The following is a 19,941-nucleotide window of genomic DNA, read 5'->3' on the forward strand; positions in this document are numbered from 1 at the left end:
CGATCAGCAGTACGCCGTAAGTGGCACCGCGCTGGGCAGTAGACACGTGGGTGACACCGCGGTGAGCAGCACAGGAAGCACCGCACGCGGCAGCGCGGCGAGCGGTACGGACGCAAGCGGCACGCAGGACGACGTCTAAGGAGGAGGTGCCCCATGGGAGTCCTGAAGAAGTTCGAGCAGCGTCTCGAAGGTCTGGTCAACGGCACCTTCGCCAAGGTGTTCAAGTCCGAGGTCCAGCCCGTGGAGATCGCGGGAGCGCTCCAGCGGGAGTGCGACAACAACGCCACGATCTGGAATCGCGAGCGGACCGTCGTACCCAACGACTTCATCGTGGAGCTGAGCACGCCGGACTTCGAGCGCCTCAGCCCCTACTCGGGCCAGCTCGGCGACGAACTCGCGGGCATGGTGCGCGACTACGCCAAGCAGCAGCGCTACACGTTCATGGGCCCCATCAAGGTCCACCTGGAGAAGGCCGACGACCTGGACACCGGTCTGTACCGGGTGCGCAGCCGTACGCTCGCCTCCTCCACCAACCAGCAGTCCCCCGCGTCCGCCCCGGCGGGCCCCGCGGGTCCGGCCGCGGGGCGACCCGGCGGATACGGCTACCCGCCGTCCGCCCAGCCCTCGGCAGCTCCTCCCATGCCGTCCGCGCCGCCGCCCGGCGGACGCCCCGGCGTCGCCCCCCTGGGACAGCGCGCCGCGGCGGCCCCCGGACCGGGCACCAGAACACGGCACTGGATCGAGGTCAACGGCACCCGCCATCAGATCTCCCGCCCGACGCTGGTGCTGGGCCGCAGCACCGAAGCCGACGTGCGGATCGACGACCCCGGCGTCTCGCGCCGGCACTGTGAGATCCGGACCGGAACGCCCTCGACGATCCAGGATCTCGGGTCCACCAACGGCATCGTGGTGGACGGGCAGCACACCACCCGCGCTACGCTCCGCGACGGCTCGCGGATCGTCGTGGGCAGCACCACCATCATTTACCGGCAAGCCGAAGGGTGAAGCGGGGGCAATGTCAGAGCTGACCCTCACGGTCATGCGGCTGGGTTTCCTGGCCGTACTGTGGCTGTTCGTGATCGTGGCCGTGCAGGTCATCCGCAGCGACCTGTTCGGAACGCGCGTCACACAGCGCGGCTCGCGCAGGGAAGCCGCGCGGCCGCAGCAGGCCGCGCGCCAGGCCGCGCCCCCGCAGCAGCGCCAGCAGGCGGCGCCGAGCGGCGGCGGGCGCCAGCGCCGCGGCGCCCCCACCAAACTGGTCGTCTCGGAGGGCACCCTCACGGGCACGACCGTCGCGCTCCAGGGGCAGACCATCACCCTGGGCCGGGCGCACGACTCGACGATCGTGCTCGACGACGACTACGCGTCCAGCCGGCACGCCCGGATCTACCCGGACCGGGACGGCCAGTGGATCGTCGAGGACCTCGGCTCCACCAACGGCACCTATCTCGACCGGGCCCGGCTGACGACTCCCACACCGGTCCCGCTGGGCGCGCCGATCCGCATCGGCAAGACCGTCATCGAGCTGCGGAAGTAGTACTACGTCATGAATAGGCGCGAGCGGAGCGAGCACGCAGCAGCGGTCCACACGACGGACCCCCGCGCGCTCCCGACCGGAGGGTGGGCACCGTGCGGATGTACCCGGAGCCGACGGGCGAGGTGCGCATGAGTCTGTCACTGCGCTTCGCCGCCGGATCGCACAAAGGCATGATCCGAGAGGGCAACGAGGACTCCGGTTACGCCGGTCCACGCCTGCTCGCGATCGCCGACGGGATGGGCGGCCAGGCGGCCGGCGAGGTCGCCTCCTCCGAGGTGATCTCCACCATCGTCGCGCTCGACGACGACGTGCCCGGCTCCGACATCCTCACCTCGCTCGGCACCGCCGTGCAGCGCGCCAACGACCAGCTCCGCATGATGGTCGAGGAGGACCCCCAGCTGGAGGGCATGGGCACGACGCTCACCGCCCTGCTGTGGACCGGTCAGCGTCTCGGCCTCGTCCACGTCGGCGACTCCCGGGCGTACCTGCTGCGCGACGGCGTCCTCACGCAGATCACGCAGGACCACACCTGGGTGCAGCGCCTCGTCGACGAGGGCCGCATCACCGAGGAAGAGGCCACGACGCACCCGCAGCGGTCCCTGCTCATGCGGGCGCTCGGCAGCGGCGACCACGTCGAGCCCGACCTCTCGATCCGCGAGGTCCGCCCCGGCGACCGGTACCTGATCTGCTCCGACGGCCTGTCGGGAGTCGTCAGCCATCAGACGATGGAGGACACCCTCGCCAGCTACCAGGGCCCGCAGGAGACCGTCCAGGAGCTGATCCAGCTCGCGCTGCGCGGCGGTGGCCCGGACAACATCACCGTCATCGTCGCGGACGTCCTCGACATCGACAGCGGCGACACCCTCGCCGCCCAGCTCTCCGACACCCCGGTCGTCGTGGGCGCGGTCGCCGAGAACCAGCTCCAGTCGCACGACAACGGCGCCATGCAGACCCCCGCCGGACGCGCCTCGAACCTCGGCCGCCAGGTGCCCGGACAGGGCGGCGGCGGCGAGTTCGGCCCGCCCGGCAGCGGCGACACCACCGGCTACGTCCCGACCGGCAGCTTCGACGGGTACTCGGACGACGACTTCGTGAAGCCGCGCTCGGGGCGCAAATGGCTGAAGAGGTCCTTCTACACGGTGCTCGCGCTCGCGGTCATCGGCGGCGGCCTGTACGGCGGCTACCGCTGGACGCAGACGCAGTACTACGTCGGCACCAAGGACGAGCACGTCGCGCTGTACCGGGGCATCAGCCAGGACCTGGCCTGGGTCTCGCTCTCGAAGGTGGAGAAGGACCACCCCGAGATCGAACTCAAGTACCTGCCGCCCTACCAGCAGAAGCAGGTCAAGGCGACCATCGCCGAGGGCGGGCTCGACGACGCGCAGTCCAAGATCGACGAGCTGGCCGTGCAGGCGTCCGCGTGCAAGAAGAACGCCGAGCGCCGCTCCGCCGAGAACGAGAAGAACGCCAAGACCGGCGAGGGCGAGGCCGGTGGCGTCACGGGAACCACGAAGTCCGCACTGACGTCCAAGGCCACGTCGTCGCCGACGCCCAACCCGTCGGCGTCGCAGCCCTCGTCCTCCAAGTCCAAGACCGCACCCACTCCCACACCCGGCCCCAGCCTCTCCGAGGAAGAGCAGAAGCTGGTCTCGCTGTGCGGTAAGCAGTAAGCAGCCGTGAGGGGCCCTGTCACACCATGAGCAGTACTACGAACCCGTCGACGCACCAGACGTCCACGATCGGCTCGATCGGTACGCCGAGCCGACGCAACACCGAGCTGGCGCTGCTGGTGTTCGCCGTCGTCATCCCGGTGTTCGCCTACGCCAACGTGGGCCTCGCCATCAACGACTCGGTGCCGCCCGGCCTGCTGAGCTACGGCCTCGGCCTCGGCCTGCTCGCCGGCGTCGGCCACCTCGTGGTCCGCAAGTTCGCGCCGTACGCCGACCCGCTGCTGCTGCCGCTGGCGACGCTGCTGAACGGGCTCGGGCTGGTGGTGATCTGGCGGCTCGACCAGTCGAAGCTGCTGCAGTCGATCAACCAGGCCGGCGGCGCCGCGCCGCGCCAGCTGCTGTACACCGCGCTCGGCATCGCGCTGTTCGTGGTGGTGCTGGTGTTCCTGAAGGACCACCGGGTGCTGCAGCGCTACACGTACATCTCGATGGTCGCGGCCCTGGTGCTGCTGCTTCTGCCGCTGGTGCCGGGGCTCGGCGCCAACATCTACGGCGCCAAGATCTGGATCTCGATCGCCGGATTCTCCATCCAGCCCGGTGAGTTCGCGAAGATCGTCCTCGCGGTGTTCTTCGCCGGCTACCTGATGGTCAAGCGGGACGCGCTGGCCCTCGCCAGCCGCCGGGTGATGGGCCTCTACCTGCCGCGCGGACGTGACCTCGGCCCGATCCTGGTGGTCTGGTTCATCTCCATCCTGATCCTGGTCTTCGAGACCGACCTCGGTACGTCGCTGCTGTTCTTCGGCATGTTCGTGATCATGCTGTACGTCGCCACCGAGCGGACCAGCTGGATCGTCTTCGGTCTGCTGATGTCCGCCGCCGGCGCGGTCGGCGTGGCCACCTTCGAACCGCACATCCAGACCCGTGTCCAGGCCTGGCTCGACCCGATGCGCGAGTACGCGCTCAGCCAGGCCGGGACCAACGACGGCGTCGTCCACTCCGAGCAGGCCATGCAGGCGCTCTGGGCGTTCGGCTCCGGCGGCACCCTCGGCACCGGTCTGGGCCAGGGCCACTCCGAGCTGATCCGGTTCGCCGCCAACTCCGACTTCATCCTCGCCACCTTCGGCGAGGAGCTGGGCCTGGCCGGCGTCATGGCGATCCTGCTGATCTACGGCCTGATCGTCGAGCGTGGCATCCGTACCGCCCTCGCCGCCCGCGACCCGTTCGGCAAGCTGCTGGCCGTCGGTCTGTCCGGCGCCTTCGGGCTCCAGGTCTTCGTGGTCGCCGGCGGCGTCATGGGCCTGATCCCGCTGACCGGTATGACCATGCCGTTCCTGGCGTCCGGCGGTTCCTCGGTCATCGCCAACTGGGCGCTGATCGCCATCCTGATCCGCATCAGCGACACCGCCAGGCGGCCCGCGCCCGCCCCCGCCCCCAACCCCGACGCCGAGATGACCCAGGTGGTCCGCCCGTGAACAAGCCCCTGCGCCGGATCGCGATCTTCTGCGGGCTGCTCGTCCTCGCCCTGCTGATCCGGGACAACTGGCTTCAGTACGTCAAGGCCGACTCCCTCAAGGACGACCCCAAGAACCGCCGTGTCGCCATCGAGCGCTACGCCACCCCGCGCGGCGACATCATCGTCGACGGCAAGTCGATCACCGGCTCGAAGAAGACCGACAACAGCGACTTCGCGTACAAGCGGACCTACAAGGACGGCGCCATGTGGGCGCCGGTCACCGGGTACGCCTCCCAGGCCTTCGGGGCCACGCAGCTGGAGTCCATCGACGACGGCATCCTCACCGGCAACGACGACCGGCTGTTCTTCCGCAACACCCTCGACATGCTGACCGGCAAGAAGAAGCAGGGCGGCAACGTCGTCACCACCCTCAACTCGGCCGCGCAGAAAGCCGCCTACCAGGGCCTGCTGAGGCAGGGCAAGGGCGCCGTCGCCGCGATCGACCCGCAGACCGGCGCGATCCTCGCCCTGGCCTCCACCCCGTCGTACGACCCGTCGACGTTCGCCGGCAACTCCACGACGACGGACAGCAAGGCCTGGACGAAGATCCAGAAGAAGAACGACCCGGACGAGCCGATGCTCAACCGGGCGCTGCGCGAGACCTACCCGCCGGGCTCCACGTTCAAGGTCGTCACCGCGGCCGCGGCGCTGGAGAACGGGAAGTACACCAGCGCGGACCAGAAGACCAAGACGCCGCTGCCGTACACCCTGCCGGACACGACGACGGAGCTGAAGAACGAGGGGAACATCCCCTGCGAGAACGCCACCATGCGCGTGGCGCTCCGGGTCTCCTGCAACACGGTCTTCGGCAAGATCGGCGCCGACCTCGGCCGCGACAAGATGGTCGAGCAGGCCGAGAAGTTCGGCTTCAACGAGGAGCAGTTCACGCCGGTGCGTGCCAGCAAGTCCATCTTCCCCACGAAGATGGACCGGCCGCAGACCGCGCTCAGCTCCATCGGCCAGTTCGAGACCGCCGCGACCCCGCTCCAGATGGCCATGGTCGCCTCAGCCGTCGCCAACAACGGCACGCTCATGAAGCCGTACATGGTCGACAAGCTCCAGGCGCCGAACCTGGACGTGATCGAGCAGACCGAGCCGCAGAAGATGAGCGAGCCGCTCTCCGAGGAGAACGCCCAGATCCTCCAGTCGATGATGGAGACGGTCGTCAAGGACGGCACCGGCCAGAAGGCGCAGATCAACGAGAACGGCATCACGGTCGGCGGCAAGACCGGTACCGCGCAGCACGGTGTCGACAACAGCGAGAACCCGTACGCCTGGTTCATCTCCTACGCCAAGCAGAGCGACGGCAGCTCCCCGGTCGCCGTGGCCGTCGTCGTCGAGGACGAGAGCGCCAACCGCGACGACATCTCCGGTGGCGGCCTCGCGGCGCCCATCGCGAGGGACGTGATGAAGGCGGTTCTCGACAGCAAGAAGTGACCCCCGTCACGTCCCCTGCGCATCGGTGCACGTTGCGATACCGGTCCTGTATCGGGTGACGGTCTTGGCCAGGTCACACAAAGCGATCCGGGTACGGTATGCCCGGACAGCACACCGCCGGACCACACAAAGGTGCGGTCGGGACTGACGGAGAGGGCTGGTAGGTAGCTATGGAAGAGCCGCGTCGCCTCGGCGGCCGGTACGAGCTGGGCCAGGTGCTCGGCCGTGGTGGCATGGCCGAGGTTCACCTCGCCCACGACACCCGGCTCGGCCGCACCGTGGCGGTGAAGACGCTGCGCGCGGACCTCGCGCGCGACCCGTCGTTCCAGGCCCGCTTCCGCCGGGAGGCCCAGTCGGCCGCCTCGCTCAACCATCCCGCGATCGTCGCCGTCTACGACACCGGCGAGGACTACATCGAGGGCATCTCCATCCCGTACATCGTGATGGAGTACGTCGACGGTTCCACGCTGCGCGAGCTGCTGCACTCCGGGCGCAAGCTGCTGCCCGAGCGCACGCTGGAGATGACCATCGGCATCCTCCAGGCGCTGGAGTACTCCCACCGCGCCGGCATCGTCCACCGTGACATCAAGCCGGCCAACGTCATGCTCACGCGCAACGGCCAGGTCAAGGTCATGGACTTCGGCATCGCCCGCGCGATGGGCGACGTCGGCATGACGATGACGCAGACCGCGGCGGTCATCGGCACCGCGCAGTACCTCTCCCCGGAGCAGGCCAAGGGCGAGCAGGTCGACGCCCGCTCCGACCTCTACTCCACCGGCTGCCTGCTGTACGAGCTGCTGACCGTGCGTCCGCCGTTCGTCGGGGACTCCCCGGTGGCGGTGGCCTACCAGCACGTCCGCGAGGAGCCGCAGCCTCCGAGCGTCTTCGACCCCGAGATCACGCCCGAGATGGACGCGATCGTCCTCAAGGCGCTGACCAAGGACCCCGACTACCGCTACCAGTCCGCGGACGAGATGCGCGCGGACATCGAGGCCTGCCTCGACGGCCAGCCCGTGGGCGCCACGGCCGCCATGGGTTCCGTCGGCTACGGCGGCTACCCCGACGACCAGGCGACCACGGCCCTGCGGTCCACGGACGGGCAGGCCACGTCGATGCTGCCCCCGATGAACCCGGACGACGCCGGGTACGGCTACGACGACCGGCCCGACCGCCGGCGCCAGAAGAAGAACAACACCTCGACGATCCTGCTGGTCGTCGCGGGAATCCTGGTCCTCGTGGGTGCGATCCTCATCGGCAAGTGGGCTTTCGGGGGCGGCGGTTCGGGCGACGAACCGTTCCCGGCACCGGACTTCGTGGGCCAGACCAAGGCCGACGCCGTCCAGATGGCGGAGAACCGGGAGCTGCAGCTCACGTTCACGAAGAAGCCCTGCGAGAACCAGAAGACCGGCAGCATCTGCTCCCAGGACCCCGTGGCCAAGACCGAGGTCAACAAGGGCGACACGATCAACCTCGTAGTCTCGACCGGGGCCCCGAAGGTCGCCGTGCCGAACGTCATCGACGACCCCCTGGCCGTGGCCAAGAAGAAGCTCGAGGCGGACAAGTACCAGTTCGACGTGGAGACCAGGTCAAAGGAGTCCAGCCAGGATCCGGGCACCGTGCTCGCCCAGGACCCGGACCCGGGCAAGGAGGTGGAGAAGGGATCGACGATCACCCTCACCATCGCCAAGGAGAAGAAGCAGGCCACCGTCCCGGACGTCACCGGCAAGTCCTGTGACGAGGCCAAGCAGCAGATGCAGGCCAACGACCTGGTCGGCGAGTGCCAGGACGTCGAGACCGCCGACGCCGCGAAGGTCGGCAAGGTGCTCCAGACCGCCCCCTCGGCCAACTCCACGGTCGATCCGCAGTCGAAGGTCACCATCCAGATCGGCAAGGCCGCCGAGAAGCAGAAGGTGGCCGTCCCGGGTGTGACGGGCCAGCGCCTCAAGGACGCCAAGAAGGCGATCCAGGAGGCGGGCCTTCAGGTCGGGAACATCACGGGCGGCAATGACGACAACGCCATCGTCCTGATCACCGATCCCCCGGCCGGCAGCCAGGTCGACCAGGGCACCGCGGTCAACCTGACCACCACCGGCCAGCAACAGGGCGACAACGGGGGCAACGGCGGTAACGGCGGCTTCTTCGGAGGCGTCACCGGCACCGTGTTCCGCACGGAGGACTAGCCGGTCCGCCCGCACCGGGTCCTTGCACACGGAGCCCCGGCACCCACGAAGGGTGCCGGGGCTCCGTCGTACCGCCTTCCGTCAGCGCATTTCCTTCGGCGGCGTACGGTCGGCGTCGACCTTCTCGACCCGCTCCAGCTCGCCCCAGACCACGTAGCGGTAGCGGGACGTGTAGACCGGCGTGCAGGTCGTCAGGGTGATGTAGCGGCCCGCCTTCTTCACGCCCGACTCCTTCGGGACGGCGCCCAGGACCCGCACGTTGTACTTCGAGGTCTCCGGGAGGACTGCAAAGACCTTGTAGACGTACCAGTCGTCCTTGGTCTCGAAGACGATCGGGTCGCCCTTTTCGAGCTTGTCGATGTTGTGGAACTTGGCGCCGTGGCCGTCACGGTGGGCGGCCAGCGCGAAGTTGCCCTTCTTGTCCTGCGGGAGGGCCGACTTGACGGGGTCCGTGTAGTAGCCGGCCACGCCGTTGTTCAGGACCTCGGACGACGTGCCCTTCTTGACCAGCACCTCGCCGTTCCGCATGGCCGGCACGTGCAGGAAGCCGATGCCGTTCTTCGTGTCCAGGGCGCCGGGGCCGCCGCCGCGGCCCTCCAGCCAGTCGTCGCGGACCTGGTCGGCCTCCTTGTGCGCCGTCCGGTCGGCGATCACGTTCGTCCACCACAGCGAGTAGACGACGAAGAGGCCGAGCACCAGCCCGGCCGTGATGAGGAGTTCACCGAAGACACTGACGGCCATCGCGATCCGGCCGCCGCGGCGGCGAGGCGCGGGCACCTCGCCGGCGTCGGCACCGGTGTCGGCGCGCTCGTCGTGGTCCGTCCTCGCTGCCACTGTGCATCCGCCCCGTCTGGTCCGTCTCGACAATGCGTCCCGGGGCACCCGGGTCGTCCGGAAGGCCCGGGGAAGCCGCTCCCCGCGCTCCTACTGGACGAGCGCGTCCGGCTTGCCCTTGCTGCGCGGCCGTTCCTCGACCAGCTTGCCCCAGACGATCATCCGGTACTTGCTGGTGAATTCCGGCGTGCACGTGGTCAGTGTGATGTAGCGCCCGGCGCTGGTGAAACCCGACCCCTTGGGGACGGGGTCCAGCACGGCGGTGTTCGAGGGCGGCGTCACCGGGAGGATCGACGCCATCTCGTAGACGAAGTACTCGTCCTGGGTCTCGACCACGATGGGGTCGCCCGGCTTGAGACGGTTGATGTACCGGAACGGTTCGCCGTGGGTGTTCCGGTGCCCCGCGATCCCGAAGTTGCCCGTCTTGTCCTCGGGCATCGCCGTCTTCACGCTGTCCTTGTCGTAGTGCCCGACCATCCCGCGGTCGAGGACCTTCGACTTGCTGATGCCCTCCGCGATCGGCGCCACGACGTCCAGATCGGGGATGTGCAGGATGGCGAACCCCTGTCCCGGTTCGAACGCCCCCGGCTTCCGCTTGCCGTTCGCCCAGTCCTCCTGGAGGTTGTGCGTCGCGCTGCCGGCCTGCTGGTGTGCCCGGATGTTCGACCACCACAACTGGTAGGTCACGAACAGCAGCATCAGGACGCCCGTGGTGATGAAGACCTCGCCGATCATCCGGCTCACCACGACGGCCGCACCAGGCCGCCGGGCCCGCGCCGCGCGCCGCGCCTCCAGCCGGGACCGGGGCGCCCCCGGCGGCCCGTCCGCGGGCGTCTCCACGGCCGTCTGCGCGCCTCCGTGCCGTCCTCGGCGTCCGGCGGCCTTCCGGCGGGCCGCTCGGCCGCCTGGCGGGCGTATGGACTCGCTCCCGGCCCCGCCCGGCACGCCCGGCACGTCCGCGATCCGCAGCGCCACCGTCTCGTCGTCCGGCAACTGCGGCGCCACGACCGGCTGGACGAGGGTGGGAGCCGCGTGCGGAGCCTCGTACGCGGGGACACCCGGCGCCGTCCGGGGAGACGCGTACGGCTCCTCGTGCCCGCGCGGGCCCTCCTGCTGCCCGTACCCGCCGTACTGCGCGTAGGGCTGCGGGGTCTCCTGGTACGGCTGCGCCGGCGCCGCGTACGTCCCCTCGGCCGACCCGTACCAGTCCCGCGCGTACCCGGCGGGGTCGTACCACTCCTCCTGGACCCCCGGCCCGGGCTGCGCGATGAGCGGGTCCGTCAGGGGATCGGCGGGCCGTCCCGCCGGCGCCCCGAACGCCTCGGCGCCCTCGAACGCGCCAGCGCCCCCGTACGCGGCCTCGCCGTGGGGGGAGCTGTCGCGCTCGGGGCGCAGCGCGGTCACGCCGTGGCCCTGCCCACCACCGGGGCGAGCCCCGCCGACCTCGCCACCGCGTCCTGGTCCCCGCACTCCGCCAGCCAGTTGGCGAGCATCCGGTGACCGTGCTCGGTCAGCACCGACTCGGGATGGAACTGCACGCCCTCGACCCGCAGTTCACGGTGGCGCAGGCCCATCACGATCCCGTCGTGCGTGCGTGCCGTGACCTCCAGCTCGGCCGGGACGGTCAGCGGCTCGGCGGCCAGCGAGTGGTAGCGCGTGGCCGTGAAGGGGGACGGCAGTCCGGCGAAGACGCCCGTGCCCCCGTGCTCGACGAGGGAGGTCTTGCCGTGCAGCAGCTCCGGCGCGCGGTCCACCACCCCGCCGTACGCCACCTGCATCGACTGCATGCCGAGGCAGACGCCGAAGACGGGGACGTCGGTCCGGGCGCAGTGCCGGACCATCTCGATGCAGACGCCCGCCTGTTCCGGGGCGCCCGGTCCCGGCGACAGCAGCACGCCGTCGAAGTTGTCCTGGGCGTGCGCCGTGGACACCTCGTCGTTGCGCACCACCTCGCACTCGGCGCCCAGCTGGTACAGGTACTGGACCAGGTTGAAGACGAAGCTGTCGTAGTTGTCGACGACGAGAATCCGCGTGCTCACTGGTCGTCCACCGTCACATCGTTGAAGGGCAGCAGCGGTTCGGCCCACGGGAAGACGTACTGGAAGAGCACGTAGACCACCGCGAGGGCCAGGACGAGGGAGATCAACGCCCTCACCCATACGTTCCCCGGCAGATGCCGCCAGATCCAGCCGTACATGCCGTCCCTTCCGTAGCACCACGGCACCAGAGTCACGCCCTACCCCACCGGACTCACGCCGTACGTCACCAGACTAACGGCGCAGCGCCTCCGGTTTCCCGGCCTCCACAGGCTGGGTGGAATCCAGATGCGCCCAGACGATCAACCGGTGACTGTGCCCCCACTCCGGCTCGCAGGTCGTCAGTGTGAGGTACCGGCCCACACGCGTGTACCCCGATTTCCTCGGTACGGGGTCGACGACCGCGACATCACCGGGCAGTGTCCGGTAGGGCTTCGTGTCGATCCGGTACGTGAACCAGGTCGTGCCGTCCGTCAGCACCACCGCGTCCCCGGGGCGCAGCCGGGGGAAGTCCTTGAAGGGGTCGCCGTAGGTCCGGCGGTGCCCGGCGACCGCGAAGTTGCCCCGCTGCCCGAGCCGGGCGGTGCGCGCGTAGTGCCCGAGCCCCTTCTTCAGGGTGCCGGTGCCGGTCCCCTCCAGCACGGGCTTGTTCCACGTGAAACCAAGACGCGGCACGTACATGATCGCGAACGGCTCGTCGTTCTTGTACGGCCCGGGTCTCGCCGGTGCGGTGGCGGCGGGCTCCGCGGAGCTTCCGCTTCCGCCTGGTGTGCCGCTTCCCGAGGGCACCGGCCGGACGCTCCCCTGCGACCAGCGGTCCTGGAGTTCGTCGATCTGACGGTCCATGACGCCGTCGGCCTTCACGCCGGTCCAGAAGAGCACGTAGACGACGAAGAGCACGATCAGAGCGCCGACGGTGATGCACAGTTCGCTGAGCGTCCGGACGACCACACGCACCGACACAGGCCCCCCAGTGGCAGCTGCTCCGCTACTCCGGCCACCGCGCCCGCCCGCGGACCGCTCGCTACTCCACGGGCTTCGCGTAGTGGAGATCCACTGTGCCCGAGTAGCCGGGAAGAGTCACCTTCCCGTCCTCCTCGACTTTCCAGCCGAGCCCGTAGACATTGACGTAGACCATGTAGTTCTGGATCGCCGCGGAGGCCGCCAGCGCCTTCTGGAGCTTGGCGGGATCACCGACCGCCTGGATCTTGTAGGGCGGCGAGTAGACCCGCCCCTGGAGGATCAGGGTGTTGCCGACGCAGCGGACCGCGCTGGTGGAGATCAGCCGCTGGTCCATGACCTTGATGCCTTCGGCGCCGCCCTGCCAGAGCGCGTTCACCACGGCCTGGAGGTCCTGCTGGTGGATCACCAGGTAGTCCGGCTGGGGCTCGGGATAACCCGGCAGCTTGGCGGTCGCGTTCGGCGGGGCGTCGTTCAGCGTGACCGTGATGGCCTTGCCCCGCAGCTTCCGGGTGCCGGCGTTCTTCTCCAGCGCGGCCAGCTTCGCGTCCTCGGCCGCCGTGCGGCCGTCGTCCCGCTCGGCGAGGGACTCCACGTCGTCGCGCAGGGCCCCGTTGGACTCGTCGAGCCGCCCGTTCTTGTGACTCCGCTCCTGGATGAGGTCGGAGAGCTTCAGCATGGACGCATCCGTACGGATATTGGTGCCCTTGGCCGTGTTGAAGCTGGTGAAGAAGATGAGGCCCGCCAGGGCGAACACCGCTACGGTGAGCACCCGCACGGGCCGGAAACGGCGCGTGCGGCCAGGGGTGGGACCCGTCCCGGGGGAGTCGGCAGAATTGCTCAACGTACCCTTATCTCCTTAGGCGCCGCGGAAGCACTACGCTAACGGACGCCCGGGGGAGCACTCAGTGTCCCCTTGTACGCTGCCCCGGAGCCCGCCCCAGTTCCCTGCGCGGCCACGCAGCGCATCGACAGGAGAGACCCTCGTGCCGAAGTCACGTATCCGCAAGAAGGCCGACTACACGCCGCCGCCGTCCAAGCAGACGACGGCCATCAAACTGAACAGCCGCAGCTGGGTCGCCCCGGTCATGCTGGCCATGTTCCTCATCGGCCTGGCCTGGATCGTCGTCTTCTACGTGACCGACGGTTCACTGCCGATCGACGCGCTCGACAACTGGAACATCGTGGTCGGTTTCGGCTTCATCGCGGCGGGATTCGGCGTCTCCACGCAGTGGAAGTGACGTCGTTCCCGGTGGGATAACGGTGGCCCACTGCCGGGTGGACGGAGCTCTGCCCCCAGCTATCCACTGAGTTATCCACAGAAGTTTTCCACAGTGGGGAAAAAGAACGACGATCTGTGGATAACCCACCGGGTGTTGACGCCGGTGTGACTGGCCTACCGGGATGCGGAAGTCTGTTCGCCCCCTGTCCTACCTGGGAAAACTCGGGTCAGCGACAGGGGGCACAGTTGTTCCCGCACAGCGTGCACAAGATCCGCCACAGTCTGTGGACAACATCGGTCACTCAGGTCAGCTGACCGGTCCTGACCAGCGTCATGACGACCACCACGGCCAGGACCAGGGCACAGGTCCCGTACTGCACGAGGCTCCGCCGCTCCCGCGGGGCGTGGACCATGGCGTACCCGACGACGAGCCCCGCGACCAGCCCGCCGACGTGGGCCTGCCAGGCGATGTCGGGCACGGTGAAGGTGACGACCAGGTTCACCGCGAGCAGGATCAGGACCGGGCGCAGGTCGTAGTCCCGGTGGCGCAGCAGGACGACGGTCGCACCGAACAGGCCGTAGATCGCTCCGGACGCCCCGACCGAGGGCTGGTTCTGCGCGGCGATCAGATACGTGAGCGCCCCGCCCGCGAGGCCGGACACCACGTAGAGGACGAGGTAGCGGGCCCGGCCGAGGGCTTCCTCCAGCGGCCCGCCCATCCACCACAGCAGAAGCATGTTGAAGGCGATGTGCGTGAGGCCGTTGTGCAGGAACATCGACGTCAGCAGCCGGTACGGCTGGCCTTCCGCGACGCCCTGGACCGAGTTGAGCACCGAGTCGTAGCCCCGGCCGACGAGCTGGAAGCGGCTCGTGAACCGGTCTCCGACCGTCTGCTGGAGCAGGAACGCGGCGAGGTTGAGGCCGATCAGGATCTTCGTGACGAGCCGGGGGTCGGCGGCGACCGTGCCTCCCGCGAGGGTGCGGGGCCGGGCGGCGTCAGGGGCGTGTCCGGTGCCGGATCCGTCGCGCACGCACTCGGGGCACTGGAAGCCGACGGAGGCGCTGACCATGCAGTCGGGGCAGATGGGGCGCTCGCAGCGGGTGCACCGGACGCCCGTCTCGCGGTCGGGGTGCCGATAGCAGGCGGGCAGGCTCTGGGCGTCCTGCGGTCCGTGGTCGCCCGGTCCCTGCGGGCTGCCTGGCACCTTGTCCATGACGGGTCCCCTCACCTCTGCGTACGACGGGCTGCGCGGCCGGCGCGCAGCGGTCCGCCCGGGCTCGTGCGCGAACGCACCGCCCCGTCCATCCCTACGGACGAACGGGGCGTTTGGTTCCCGGCGGAACCCCGGGGGCTCAGCCCTGCCGGGTCTCCACGACGACGGACTCGATCACGACGTCGTTGACCGGACGGTCGGTGCGCGGGTTGGTCTGGGCGCTCGCGATGGCGTCCACGACCTTCTGGCTGGCCGCGTCGGTGACCTCGCCGAAGATGGTGTGCTTGCGGGTCAGCCAGGCCGTCGGGGAGACGGTGATGAAGAACTGCGAGCCGTTGGTACCCGGGCCGGCGTTCGCCATGGCCAGCAGGTACGGCTTGTCGAAGGCAAGGTCGGGGTGGAACTCGTCCTCGAACTTGTAGCCGGGGCCGCCGGTGCCGTTGCCCAGCGGGTCGCCGCCCTGGATCATGAATCCGCTGATCACCCGGTGGAAGACCGTGCCGTCGTACAGCTTGTCCGTGGTCTTCTGGCCCGATTCCGGGTTGACCCATTCCCGCTCGCCCTTGGCGAGCTCGACGAAGTTGCGGACCGTCTTGGGCGCGTGGTTCGGCAGAAGCCGGATCTCGATGTCGCCTTGGTTGGTCTTCAGGGTGGCGTAGAGCTGCTCAGCCACGATGTGCCTTCCGTTGCCTTCTCTGACTCCCCGATCCTCGCACGGACCGGCCTTTCCGAAGCCCGCCACCACTCGTCCCGGCGATTGGTACTCCTTCTACCGGGCACCCGGATCATGTCCCCGGACAGCCGTCCGGGGGTGGTGTCTGCAGAAAACCGGTCGAGTCCTCCCGGATGGGGGCGCGTCACGACGATCCGTGGCATTGTCGTCGACAAGCTCCTGTTGCCCTGTATTAATCCGCTATTGGACCTGATCGTCGCCTGACGGTCACCGATCATCCCGTGATCGGCGACTGCTCCAGGCTCGCCCGGGAGGGGGGCATTCGTGACCCGGATGCCCGTCCTCACATGCCCCGGTGGTCACCGACGGGCATGATCCCGATGAGGGCGGAAAGGTGAAATACCGTACGCCACCGAGGAGGAGGAAACCCGTGACCCGCATCGAGAGCGTGCGCGCCGCGACCGGCTCGGCAAAGGACAGCGTGCTGCACGCCGCGGAAGTGGTGGCGCCCTATGCCGACACGGCCAAGGACAGGGCCGCACACTACGCAAACGAGGCACGCGTACGGCTTGCGCCGAAGGTGTCGCTGGCCGCCGACCAGGCCCGCGTCCAGTACGACGCTCATCTCGCGCCCCGGCTGGAACAGGCCCGCTCGCACGTACCGCCGAAAGTCGACCAGGCCGCCCACGACGCGGCGGTCCGCACCCGCAAGGCCGCCCGCCAGGCCGCCGATTACTCGAAGCCGAGGATCGACCAGGCGGTCGCGGTGGCCCAGCCCGTGAGCAAGGAGGCCGCGGCCCGCGGAGTCGCCGCACTCGCCGCCCTGCGCGGTCAGGTCTCGCCCAAGGAGATCCAGAAGCTGGTCCGCAAGCACGAGCGGCGGGCCAGGGCCGGACGGATCGCCAAGGGCCTGGCCATCCTGGGCGTCGTGGCCGGCGGTGCCTTCGCCGCCTGGAAGTGGTGGGACAAGCAGGCCAACCCCGACTGGCTGGTCGAGCCCCCCGCCGCGACCGAGGTGCCGGACAACGGCCACCTGTCGGCCGTGGACGGCAGCCAGGCCGCCCTGGACCCTGAGGTTCAGGCCAAGGAAGCAGAGGAGGAGTCGGCGGACCGCGACGAGAACCGCTGATCCCGGCCACCGCGCCGGCCTCAACAACGCCGTGGGGCAGAAGACTTGAGGGTCTTCTGCCCCACGGCGTTGTTTCACGTGGAACATCAACCGGAACCCCGGTTCCGGGTGCGGGCACCGGCGTTTACAGCACTCGTCCCCGATGACGTTTGCAATGACCCGCACACATGACATCCACACAAAAACCTTAACGGAGCGCATTGCACCGGTTACGGGACGGCGACCGCCCCCGCCCCCGTAAGGCCCGCCCATCGGCGACCGCCACACCGCGGAGCCGCAGCGCGCCGACGAGAAGACCTGACGGGCCCCGTTTTCGACACCCATTTGCGCAAATAAATGCAACGAAGCAAAGCCCCGACGTGTGACACAGGTCACCCACGCGTCGACCGACCGGCTGCACCGGGACCTCGGAGGAGTCGGAGACCGGGAGAAACAAGGGCATACGAAAACCGGCCAGCCGCCCGCTGAGGGCGTCCGGCCGGTCCGAGGTGTGGAGCCTAGGGGAGTCGAACCCCTGACATCTGCCATGCAAAGACAGCGCTCTACCAACTGAGCTAAGGCCCCGGAAGAGGAACGTCCGACCGGAGGAGACTCGCACCGGCGGGCGCCGCAGACCAGAGTACCGGGTCACCCCCGGGATCTCGCAAAAAGATAGGGGGTCCCCGTGGACGACCACTCTCCGTAAGATGCTCGGCGTGGTTCGCGGCAGCGAACCGCCGTACTTGGGGAAGCGATGGGGAGACGCAATGGACGCCGCACAGCAGGAAGCGACCGCAAGAGCCCGGGAGCTGCAGCGGAACTGGTACGGGGAGCCGTTGGGGGCGCTCTTCCGTAGGCTCATCGACGATCTGGGTCTCAACCAGGCGCGTCTCGCCGGGGTACTGGGGCTGTCCGCCCCCATGCTGTCGCAGCTGATGAGCGGCCAGCGCGCCAAGATCGGCAACCCCGCGGTGGTCCAGCGGGTCCAGCTGCTCCAGGACCTGGCGGGGCAGGTCGCGGACGGCAGTGTCAGCGCGGCCGAGGCCACCGCCCGGATGGACGAGATCAAGAAGTCCCAGGGGGGCTCGGTGCTCAGCAACACCACGCAGACGACCAGCAGTTCAGGGGCGCCGACGGTGAAGCGGGTGGTCCGCGAGATCCAGTCGCTGCTGCGTTCCGTGGCCGCGGCGGGGGACATCATCGAAGCGGCGGACACCCTCGCCCCGACCCACCCGGAACTGGCAGAGTTCCTCCGGGTGTACGGCGCGGGCCGTACCTCCGACGCGGTGGCGCACTACCAGTCCCACCAGAGCTGAGCAGACCGCCCGGCGGCAACACCCCCGCGGTGAAGGGCTCTTGGGCCTTCGGCCACGGGGAGGCGGGCAGCCGGGCACCTCACGGGGTATGCGCAGCGGGAGACCGCACGACGGACCGGGCACGGCACCCGGCAACCGACACCGCCGGGCGGCCCGACAGCGGGGCGCCCCGGAGTGCCCCGGGGGCGTGGGCACTTCGACGAGCTCCAGCCGACCGGGCACCGCGCACGCGGCAGCCGGGCCGACTCCGAAGGGGGAGCGAGGCACGACCATGGGTGAGGTCTTCGCCGGCCGGTACGAACTGGTCGACCCGATCGGACGCGGGGGAGTCGGTGCCGTCTGGCGCGCCTGGGACCACCGGCGACGCCGGTACGTGGCCGCCAAGGTCCTGCAGCAGAGCGACGCGCATTCGCTGCTGCGGTTCGTGCGGGAGCAGGCGCTGCGGATCGACCATCCCCATGTCCTCGCCCCGGCCAGCTGGGCCGCGGACGACGACAAGGTCCTCTTCACCATGGACCTGGTGGCCGGAGGCTCACTGGTCCATCTCGTCGGCGACTACGGCCCCCTGCCCCCGCACTTCGTCTGCACCCTGCTCGACCAGCTCCTCGCCGGGCTCGCCGCCGTGCACGCGGAAGGTGTCGTGCACCGCGACATCAAGCCCGCCAACGTGCTCCTGGAGGCGACCGGCACGGCCCGGCCGCGGCTCAGGCTCTCCGACTTCGGCATCGCCATGCGTCTGGGCGAGCCCCGGCTGACGGAGACCAACTACGTGGTCGGCACGCCCGGTTACTTCGCGCCCGAGCAGATGACGGGCGCCGACCCCGACTTCCCCGCCGACCTGTTCGCCGTCGGACTGGTCGCCGTCTACCTCCTCGAAGGCGCCAAGCCCGACGCCAAGGCGCTGATCGAGCACTTCGCGGCCCACGGCACGCCCAGGGCGCCCCAGAGCATCCCCGAGCCCCTGTGGCAGGTCGTCGCGACGCTGCTCCAGCCCGACCCCGACGCACGGTTCCGTACGGCGACGGGAGCGCGCAAGGCCCTCGCCTCCGCCATCGAACTCCTGCCCGAGCCGGGGCCCGACGACGAGCTGGTCGAGGTCTTCGACCAGGTGGGCCCGCTGCCCGCGGGGTTCGGCCCCGAGGGACCGCTCCGCCGGGCACCGGGAGTGACGCGGACACCCCCGCCCCCGGGCGCCGCCTCCCCCGACGGCTCCGACACGACGCCACCGTGGCCGGACACCGGCACTGCCCCCTCGCTGCCCGACGGCACCCCCATCCCCCCGCGGCCCGACGGCGGAACGCCGCCCCAGGTACCGGCCGACGGCACGGTCCCGCCGCGCCCGAGCCACGGTGCGACGCCCCGGCCGCCCGGCACCGGGACACCTCCGCATGCGCTCAACGGCGCCGTCCCCCCGTATCCCGGTACCGGCTCCGGCACGGGTACCGGTTTCGGCACGGGGACTGGCACGGGCACCGGTTTCGGCACGGGGACTGGCTTCGGCACCGGTGCCGGAGTGCCGCCCCACCCCGCAACCGGCATACCGCCCCGCCCGCCTGCCGGTGCGATACCTCCCCGCCCGGCAGCCGAACCCGTACTTCCCCAGGACTCTCCCGGTCAGGAGGAACAGGCCCGGCACCCGGGCGCGACGGCACACCCCGTTTCTCCGGGGAACCCGACACCGTCGGCCGTCGGCGACGACACCGCGCCCCAGCCGTCCACCATGTCGGACACCGGGAGCTTCCATCTGCCGCCTCCCCGCGCCCTGGCTGAGACCCCCCGCCCGCAACCGGCCGTCCCCGTGCAGCCGTACACGCCGCCCGCCCCCGCCGAGCTGCCGACGCCGACTCCCGTGCACGCCCTCCCCTACGCGTCCACGCACGTCTCCACCGCCCACCAACCCGCTGCGCCGATGACCGCGCTGCCGCAGCACGCGCTCGTCTCCACGGCCCCGTACGCCGCCCCGGCACCCGCCTCGCAGACCCCGCGTCCGTCACCGTCGACCGCACGGCACCGCACCAGGCGCCCGGGACCGCCCGCCAAGGTGGCCCTGCCGATGCTGCTCCTGGCACTCGCCTGCTTCGCCGTGGGCTTCTGGGCGCTGGCGAGGATCTGACCGGCCGACAGGCCCCGGGAGCCTGCTGAGAGCGCACGTGGCGTCCAGACAGAGGAGCGGGGCGGAATCGGAGGTTCCCGCGCGACGTCCAGCCGGGCCGTCGCCGGGAGACCGGCCCTGAGCGCCGT

At 69.8% G+C, this 19,941-nt stretch carries 18 protein-coding genes and 1 tRNA gene; 10 read left to right on the forward strand and 9 right to left on the reverse strand.

Annotated elements, in window-relative coordinates; translation table 11 throughout:
• The first annotated feature begins 153 nt into the window (after positions 1–153).
• From ACFYQQ_RS17945 to pknB, 6 genes are all read left to right on the forward strand, one after another.
• Complete coding sequence (locus tag ACFYQQ_RS17945; protein ID WP_356163700.1) at positions 154–1,005, forward strand: DUF3662 and FHA domain-containing protein; 852 nt, start codon at positions 154–156, stop codon at positions 1,003–1,005.
• 10 nt (positions 1,006–1,015) lie between these two features.
• Entirely contained in the window at positions 1,016–1,537 is a 522-nt protein-coding gene (locus tag ACFYQQ_RS17950) for an FHA domain-containing protein (protein ID WP_121405035.1), read from the forward strand.
• A 128-nt stretch (positions 1,538–1,665) separates the two neighbouring features.
• Positions 1,666–3,207: a Stp1/IreP family PP2C-type Ser/Thr phosphatase gene (locus ACFYQQ_RS17955; protein WP_355781757.1), complete on the forward strand. Its 1,542-nt coding sequence runs from the start codon at positions 1,666–1,668 to the stop codon at positions 3,205–3,207.
• Positions 3,208–3,233: 26 nt separating this feature from the next.
• The gene (locus tag ACFYQQ_RS17960; RefSeq protein WP_355781754.1) at positions 3,234–4,679 is read left to right on the forward strand and encodes an FtsW/RodA/SpoVE family cell cycle protein; all 1,446 of its coding nucleotides are present in this window, start codon (positions 3,234–3,236) and stop codon (positions 4,677–4,679) included.
• Positions 4,676–6,157: a penicillin-binding transpeptidase domain-containing protein gene (locus ACFYQQ_RS17965; protein ID WP_355781751.1), complete on the forward strand. Its 1,482-nt coding sequence runs from the start codon at positions 4,676–4,678 to the stop codon at positions 6,155–6,157. Before ACFYQQ_RS17960 ends, ACFYQQ_RS17965 begins: the two co-directional genes overlap by 4 nt.
• 170 nt (positions 6,158–6,327) lie before the next feature.
• Positions 6,328–8,337 (forward strand): Stk1 family PASTA domain-containing Ser/Thr kinase, encoded by a 2,010-nt coding sequence (gene pknB, locus ACFYQQ_RS17970; protein WP_355781748.1) that lies wholly within the window; start codon positions 6,328–6,330, stop codon positions 8,335–8,337.
• Between the two features lie 81 nt (positions 8,338–8,418).
• Here pknB and ACFYQQ_RS17975 read toward each other — a convergent pair whose 3' ends face one another.
• From ACFYQQ_RS17975 to ACFYQQ_RS18000, 6 genes are all read right to left on the reverse strand, one after another.
• Entirely contained in the window at positions 8,419–9,171 is a 753-nt protein-coding gene (locus tag ACFYQQ_RS17975; RefSeq protein ID WP_355781745.1) for a class E sortase, read from the reverse strand.
• A gap of 90 nt (positions 9,172–9,261) precedes the next feature.
• Positions 9,262–10,575, reverse strand: a complete 1,314-nt coding sequence (locus tag ACFYQQ_RS17980; RefSeq protein WP_388904833.1) for a class E sortase — start codon at positions 10,573–10,575, stop codon at positions 9,262–9,264.
• Entirely contained in the window at positions 10,572–11,210 is a 639-nt protein-coding gene (locus ACFYQQ_RS17985; RefSeq protein ID WP_355787565.1) for an aminodeoxychorismate/anthranilate synthase component II, read from the reverse strand. The genes ACFYQQ_RS17980 and ACFYQQ_RS17985 overlap by 4 nt, the downstream gene beginning before the upstream one ends.
• The gene (locus ACFYQQ_RS17990) at positions 11,207–11,404 is read right to left on the reverse strand and encodes a hypothetical protein (protein ID WP_355787568.1); all 198 of its coding nucleotides are present in this window, start codon (positions 11,402–11,404) and stop codon (positions 11,207–11,209) included. The genes ACFYQQ_RS17985 and ACFYQQ_RS17990 overlap by 4 nt, the downstream gene beginning before the upstream one ends.
• A gap of 37 nt (positions 11,405–11,441) precedes the next feature.
• Positions 11,442–12,164 carry a class E sortase gene (locus ACFYQQ_RS17995; RefSeq protein ID WP_355787571.1) on the reverse strand — a complete coding sequence of 241 codons (723 nt, stop codon included), beginning with the start codon at positions 12,162–12,164 and terminating at the stop codon, positions 11,442–11,444.
• Between the two features lie 67 nt (positions 12,165–12,231).
• Positions 12,232–13,011, reverse strand: coding sequence for a DUF881 domain-containing protein (locus ACFYQQ_RS18000; RefSeq protein WP_355787574.1), 780 nt, complete (start codon positions 13,009–13,011; stop codon positions 12,232–12,234).
• A 142-nt stretch (positions 13,012–13,153) separates the two neighbouring features.
• Between ACFYQQ_RS18000 and crgA the strand changes: the two genes are divergently transcribed.
• The gene (crgA, locus tag ACFYQQ_RS18005; RefSeq protein ID WP_355787576.1) at positions 13,154–13,408 is read left to right on the forward strand and encodes a cell division protein CrgA; all 255 of its coding nucleotides are present in this window, start codon (positions 13,154–13,156) and stop codon (positions 13,406–13,408) included.
• A 283-nt stretch (positions 13,409–13,691) separates the two neighbouring features.
• Here crgA and ACFYQQ_RS18010 read toward each other — a convergent pair whose 3' ends face one another.
• Both ACFYQQ_RS18010 and ACFYQQ_RS18015 read right to left on the reverse strand, forming a co-directional pair.
• The gene (locus tag ACFYQQ_RS18010) at positions 13,692–14,603 is read right to left on the reverse strand and encodes a rhomboid family intramembrane serine protease (protein WP_355787579.1); all 912 of its coding nucleotides are present in this window, start codon (positions 14,601–14,603) and stop codon (positions 13,692–13,694) included.
• Positions 14,604–14,742: 139 nt separating this feature from the next.
• Positions 14,743–15,276: a peptidylprolyl isomerase gene (locus tag ACFYQQ_RS18015; RefSeq protein ID WP_355787582.1), complete on the reverse strand. Its 534-nt coding sequence runs from the start codon at positions 15,274–15,276 to the stop codon at positions 14,743–14,745.
• A gap of 430 nt (positions 15,277–15,706) precedes the next feature.
• On the opposite strand from ACFYQQ_RS18015, the gene ACFYQQ_RS18020 reads away from it, so the two are divergent.
• Positions 15,707–16,405, forward strand: coding sequence for a DUF5324 family protein (locus ACFYQQ_RS18020; protein ID WP_355787585.1), 699 nt, complete (start codon positions 15,707–15,709; stop codon positions 16,403–16,405).
• A gap of 491 nt (positions 16,406–16,896) precedes the next feature.
• Here the strand turns inward: ACFYQQ_RS18020 and ACFYQQ_RS18025 are convergent.
• Positions 16,897–16,969: transfer RNA gene (locus ACFYQQ_RS18025), tRNA-Ala, on the reverse strand.
• Positions 16,970–17,151: 182 nt separating this feature from the next.
• Between ACFYQQ_RS18025 and ACFYQQ_RS18030 the strand changes: the two genes are divergently transcribed.
• Both ACFYQQ_RS18030 and ACFYQQ_RS18035 read left to right on the forward strand, forming a co-directional pair.
• Positions 17,152–17,700: a DNA-binding protein gene (locus ACFYQQ_RS18030; protein WP_355789710.1), complete on the forward strand. Its 549-nt coding sequence runs from the start codon at positions 17,152–17,154 to the stop codon at positions 17,698–17,700.
• Positions 17,701–17,971: 271 nt separating this feature from the next.
• Positions 17,972–19,813, forward strand: a complete 1,842-nt coding sequence (locus ACFYQQ_RS18035; RefSeq protein WP_355789713.1) for a protein kinase — start codon at positions 17,972–17,974, stop codon at positions 19,811–19,813.
• Positions 19,814–19,941: the final 128 nt, after the last annotated feature.

Source organism: Streptomyces sp. NPDC005496 (assembly GCF_042872045.1).
Classification (GTDB): Bacteria; Actinomycetota; Actinomycetes; order Streptomycetales; family Streptomycetaceae; genus Streptomyces.

Bases quoted from the DNA above. Each gene is read 5' to 3' on its own strand.
- ACFYQQ_RS17945 (WP_356163700.1), top strand. From the start codon at position 154: ATGGGAGTCCTGAAGAAGTTCGAGCAGCGTCTCGAAGGTCTGGTCAAC.
- ACFYQQ_RS17950 (WP_121405035.1), top strand. From the start codon at position 1,016: ATGTCAGAGCTGACCCTCACGGTCATGCGGCTGGGTTTCCTGGCCGTA.
- ACFYQQ_RS17955 (WP_355781757.1), top strand. From the start codon at position 1,666: ATGAGTCTGTCACTGCGCTTCGCCGCCGGATCGCACAAAGGCATGATC.
- ACFYQQ_RS17960 (WP_355781754.1), top strand. From the start codon at position 3,234: ATGAGCAGTACTACGAACCCGTCGACGCACCAGACGTCCACGATCGGC.
- pknB (WP_355781748.1), top strand. From the start codon at position 6,328: ATGGAAGAGCCGCGTCGCCTCGGCGGCCGGTACGAGCTGGGCCAGGTG.
- ACFYQQ_RS18010 (WP_355787579.1), bottom strand. From the start codon at position 14,603: ATGGACAAGGTGCCAGGCAGCCCGCAGGGACCGGGCGACCACGGACCG.
- ACFYQQ_RS18030 (WP_355789710.1), top strand. From the start codon at position 17,152: ATGGACGCCGCACAGCAGGAAGCGACCGCAAGAGCCCGGGAGCTGCAG.
- ACFYQQ_RS18035 (WP_355789713.1), top strand. From the start codon at position 17,972: ATGGGTGAGGTCTTCGCCGGCCGGTACGAACTGGTCGACCCGATCGGA.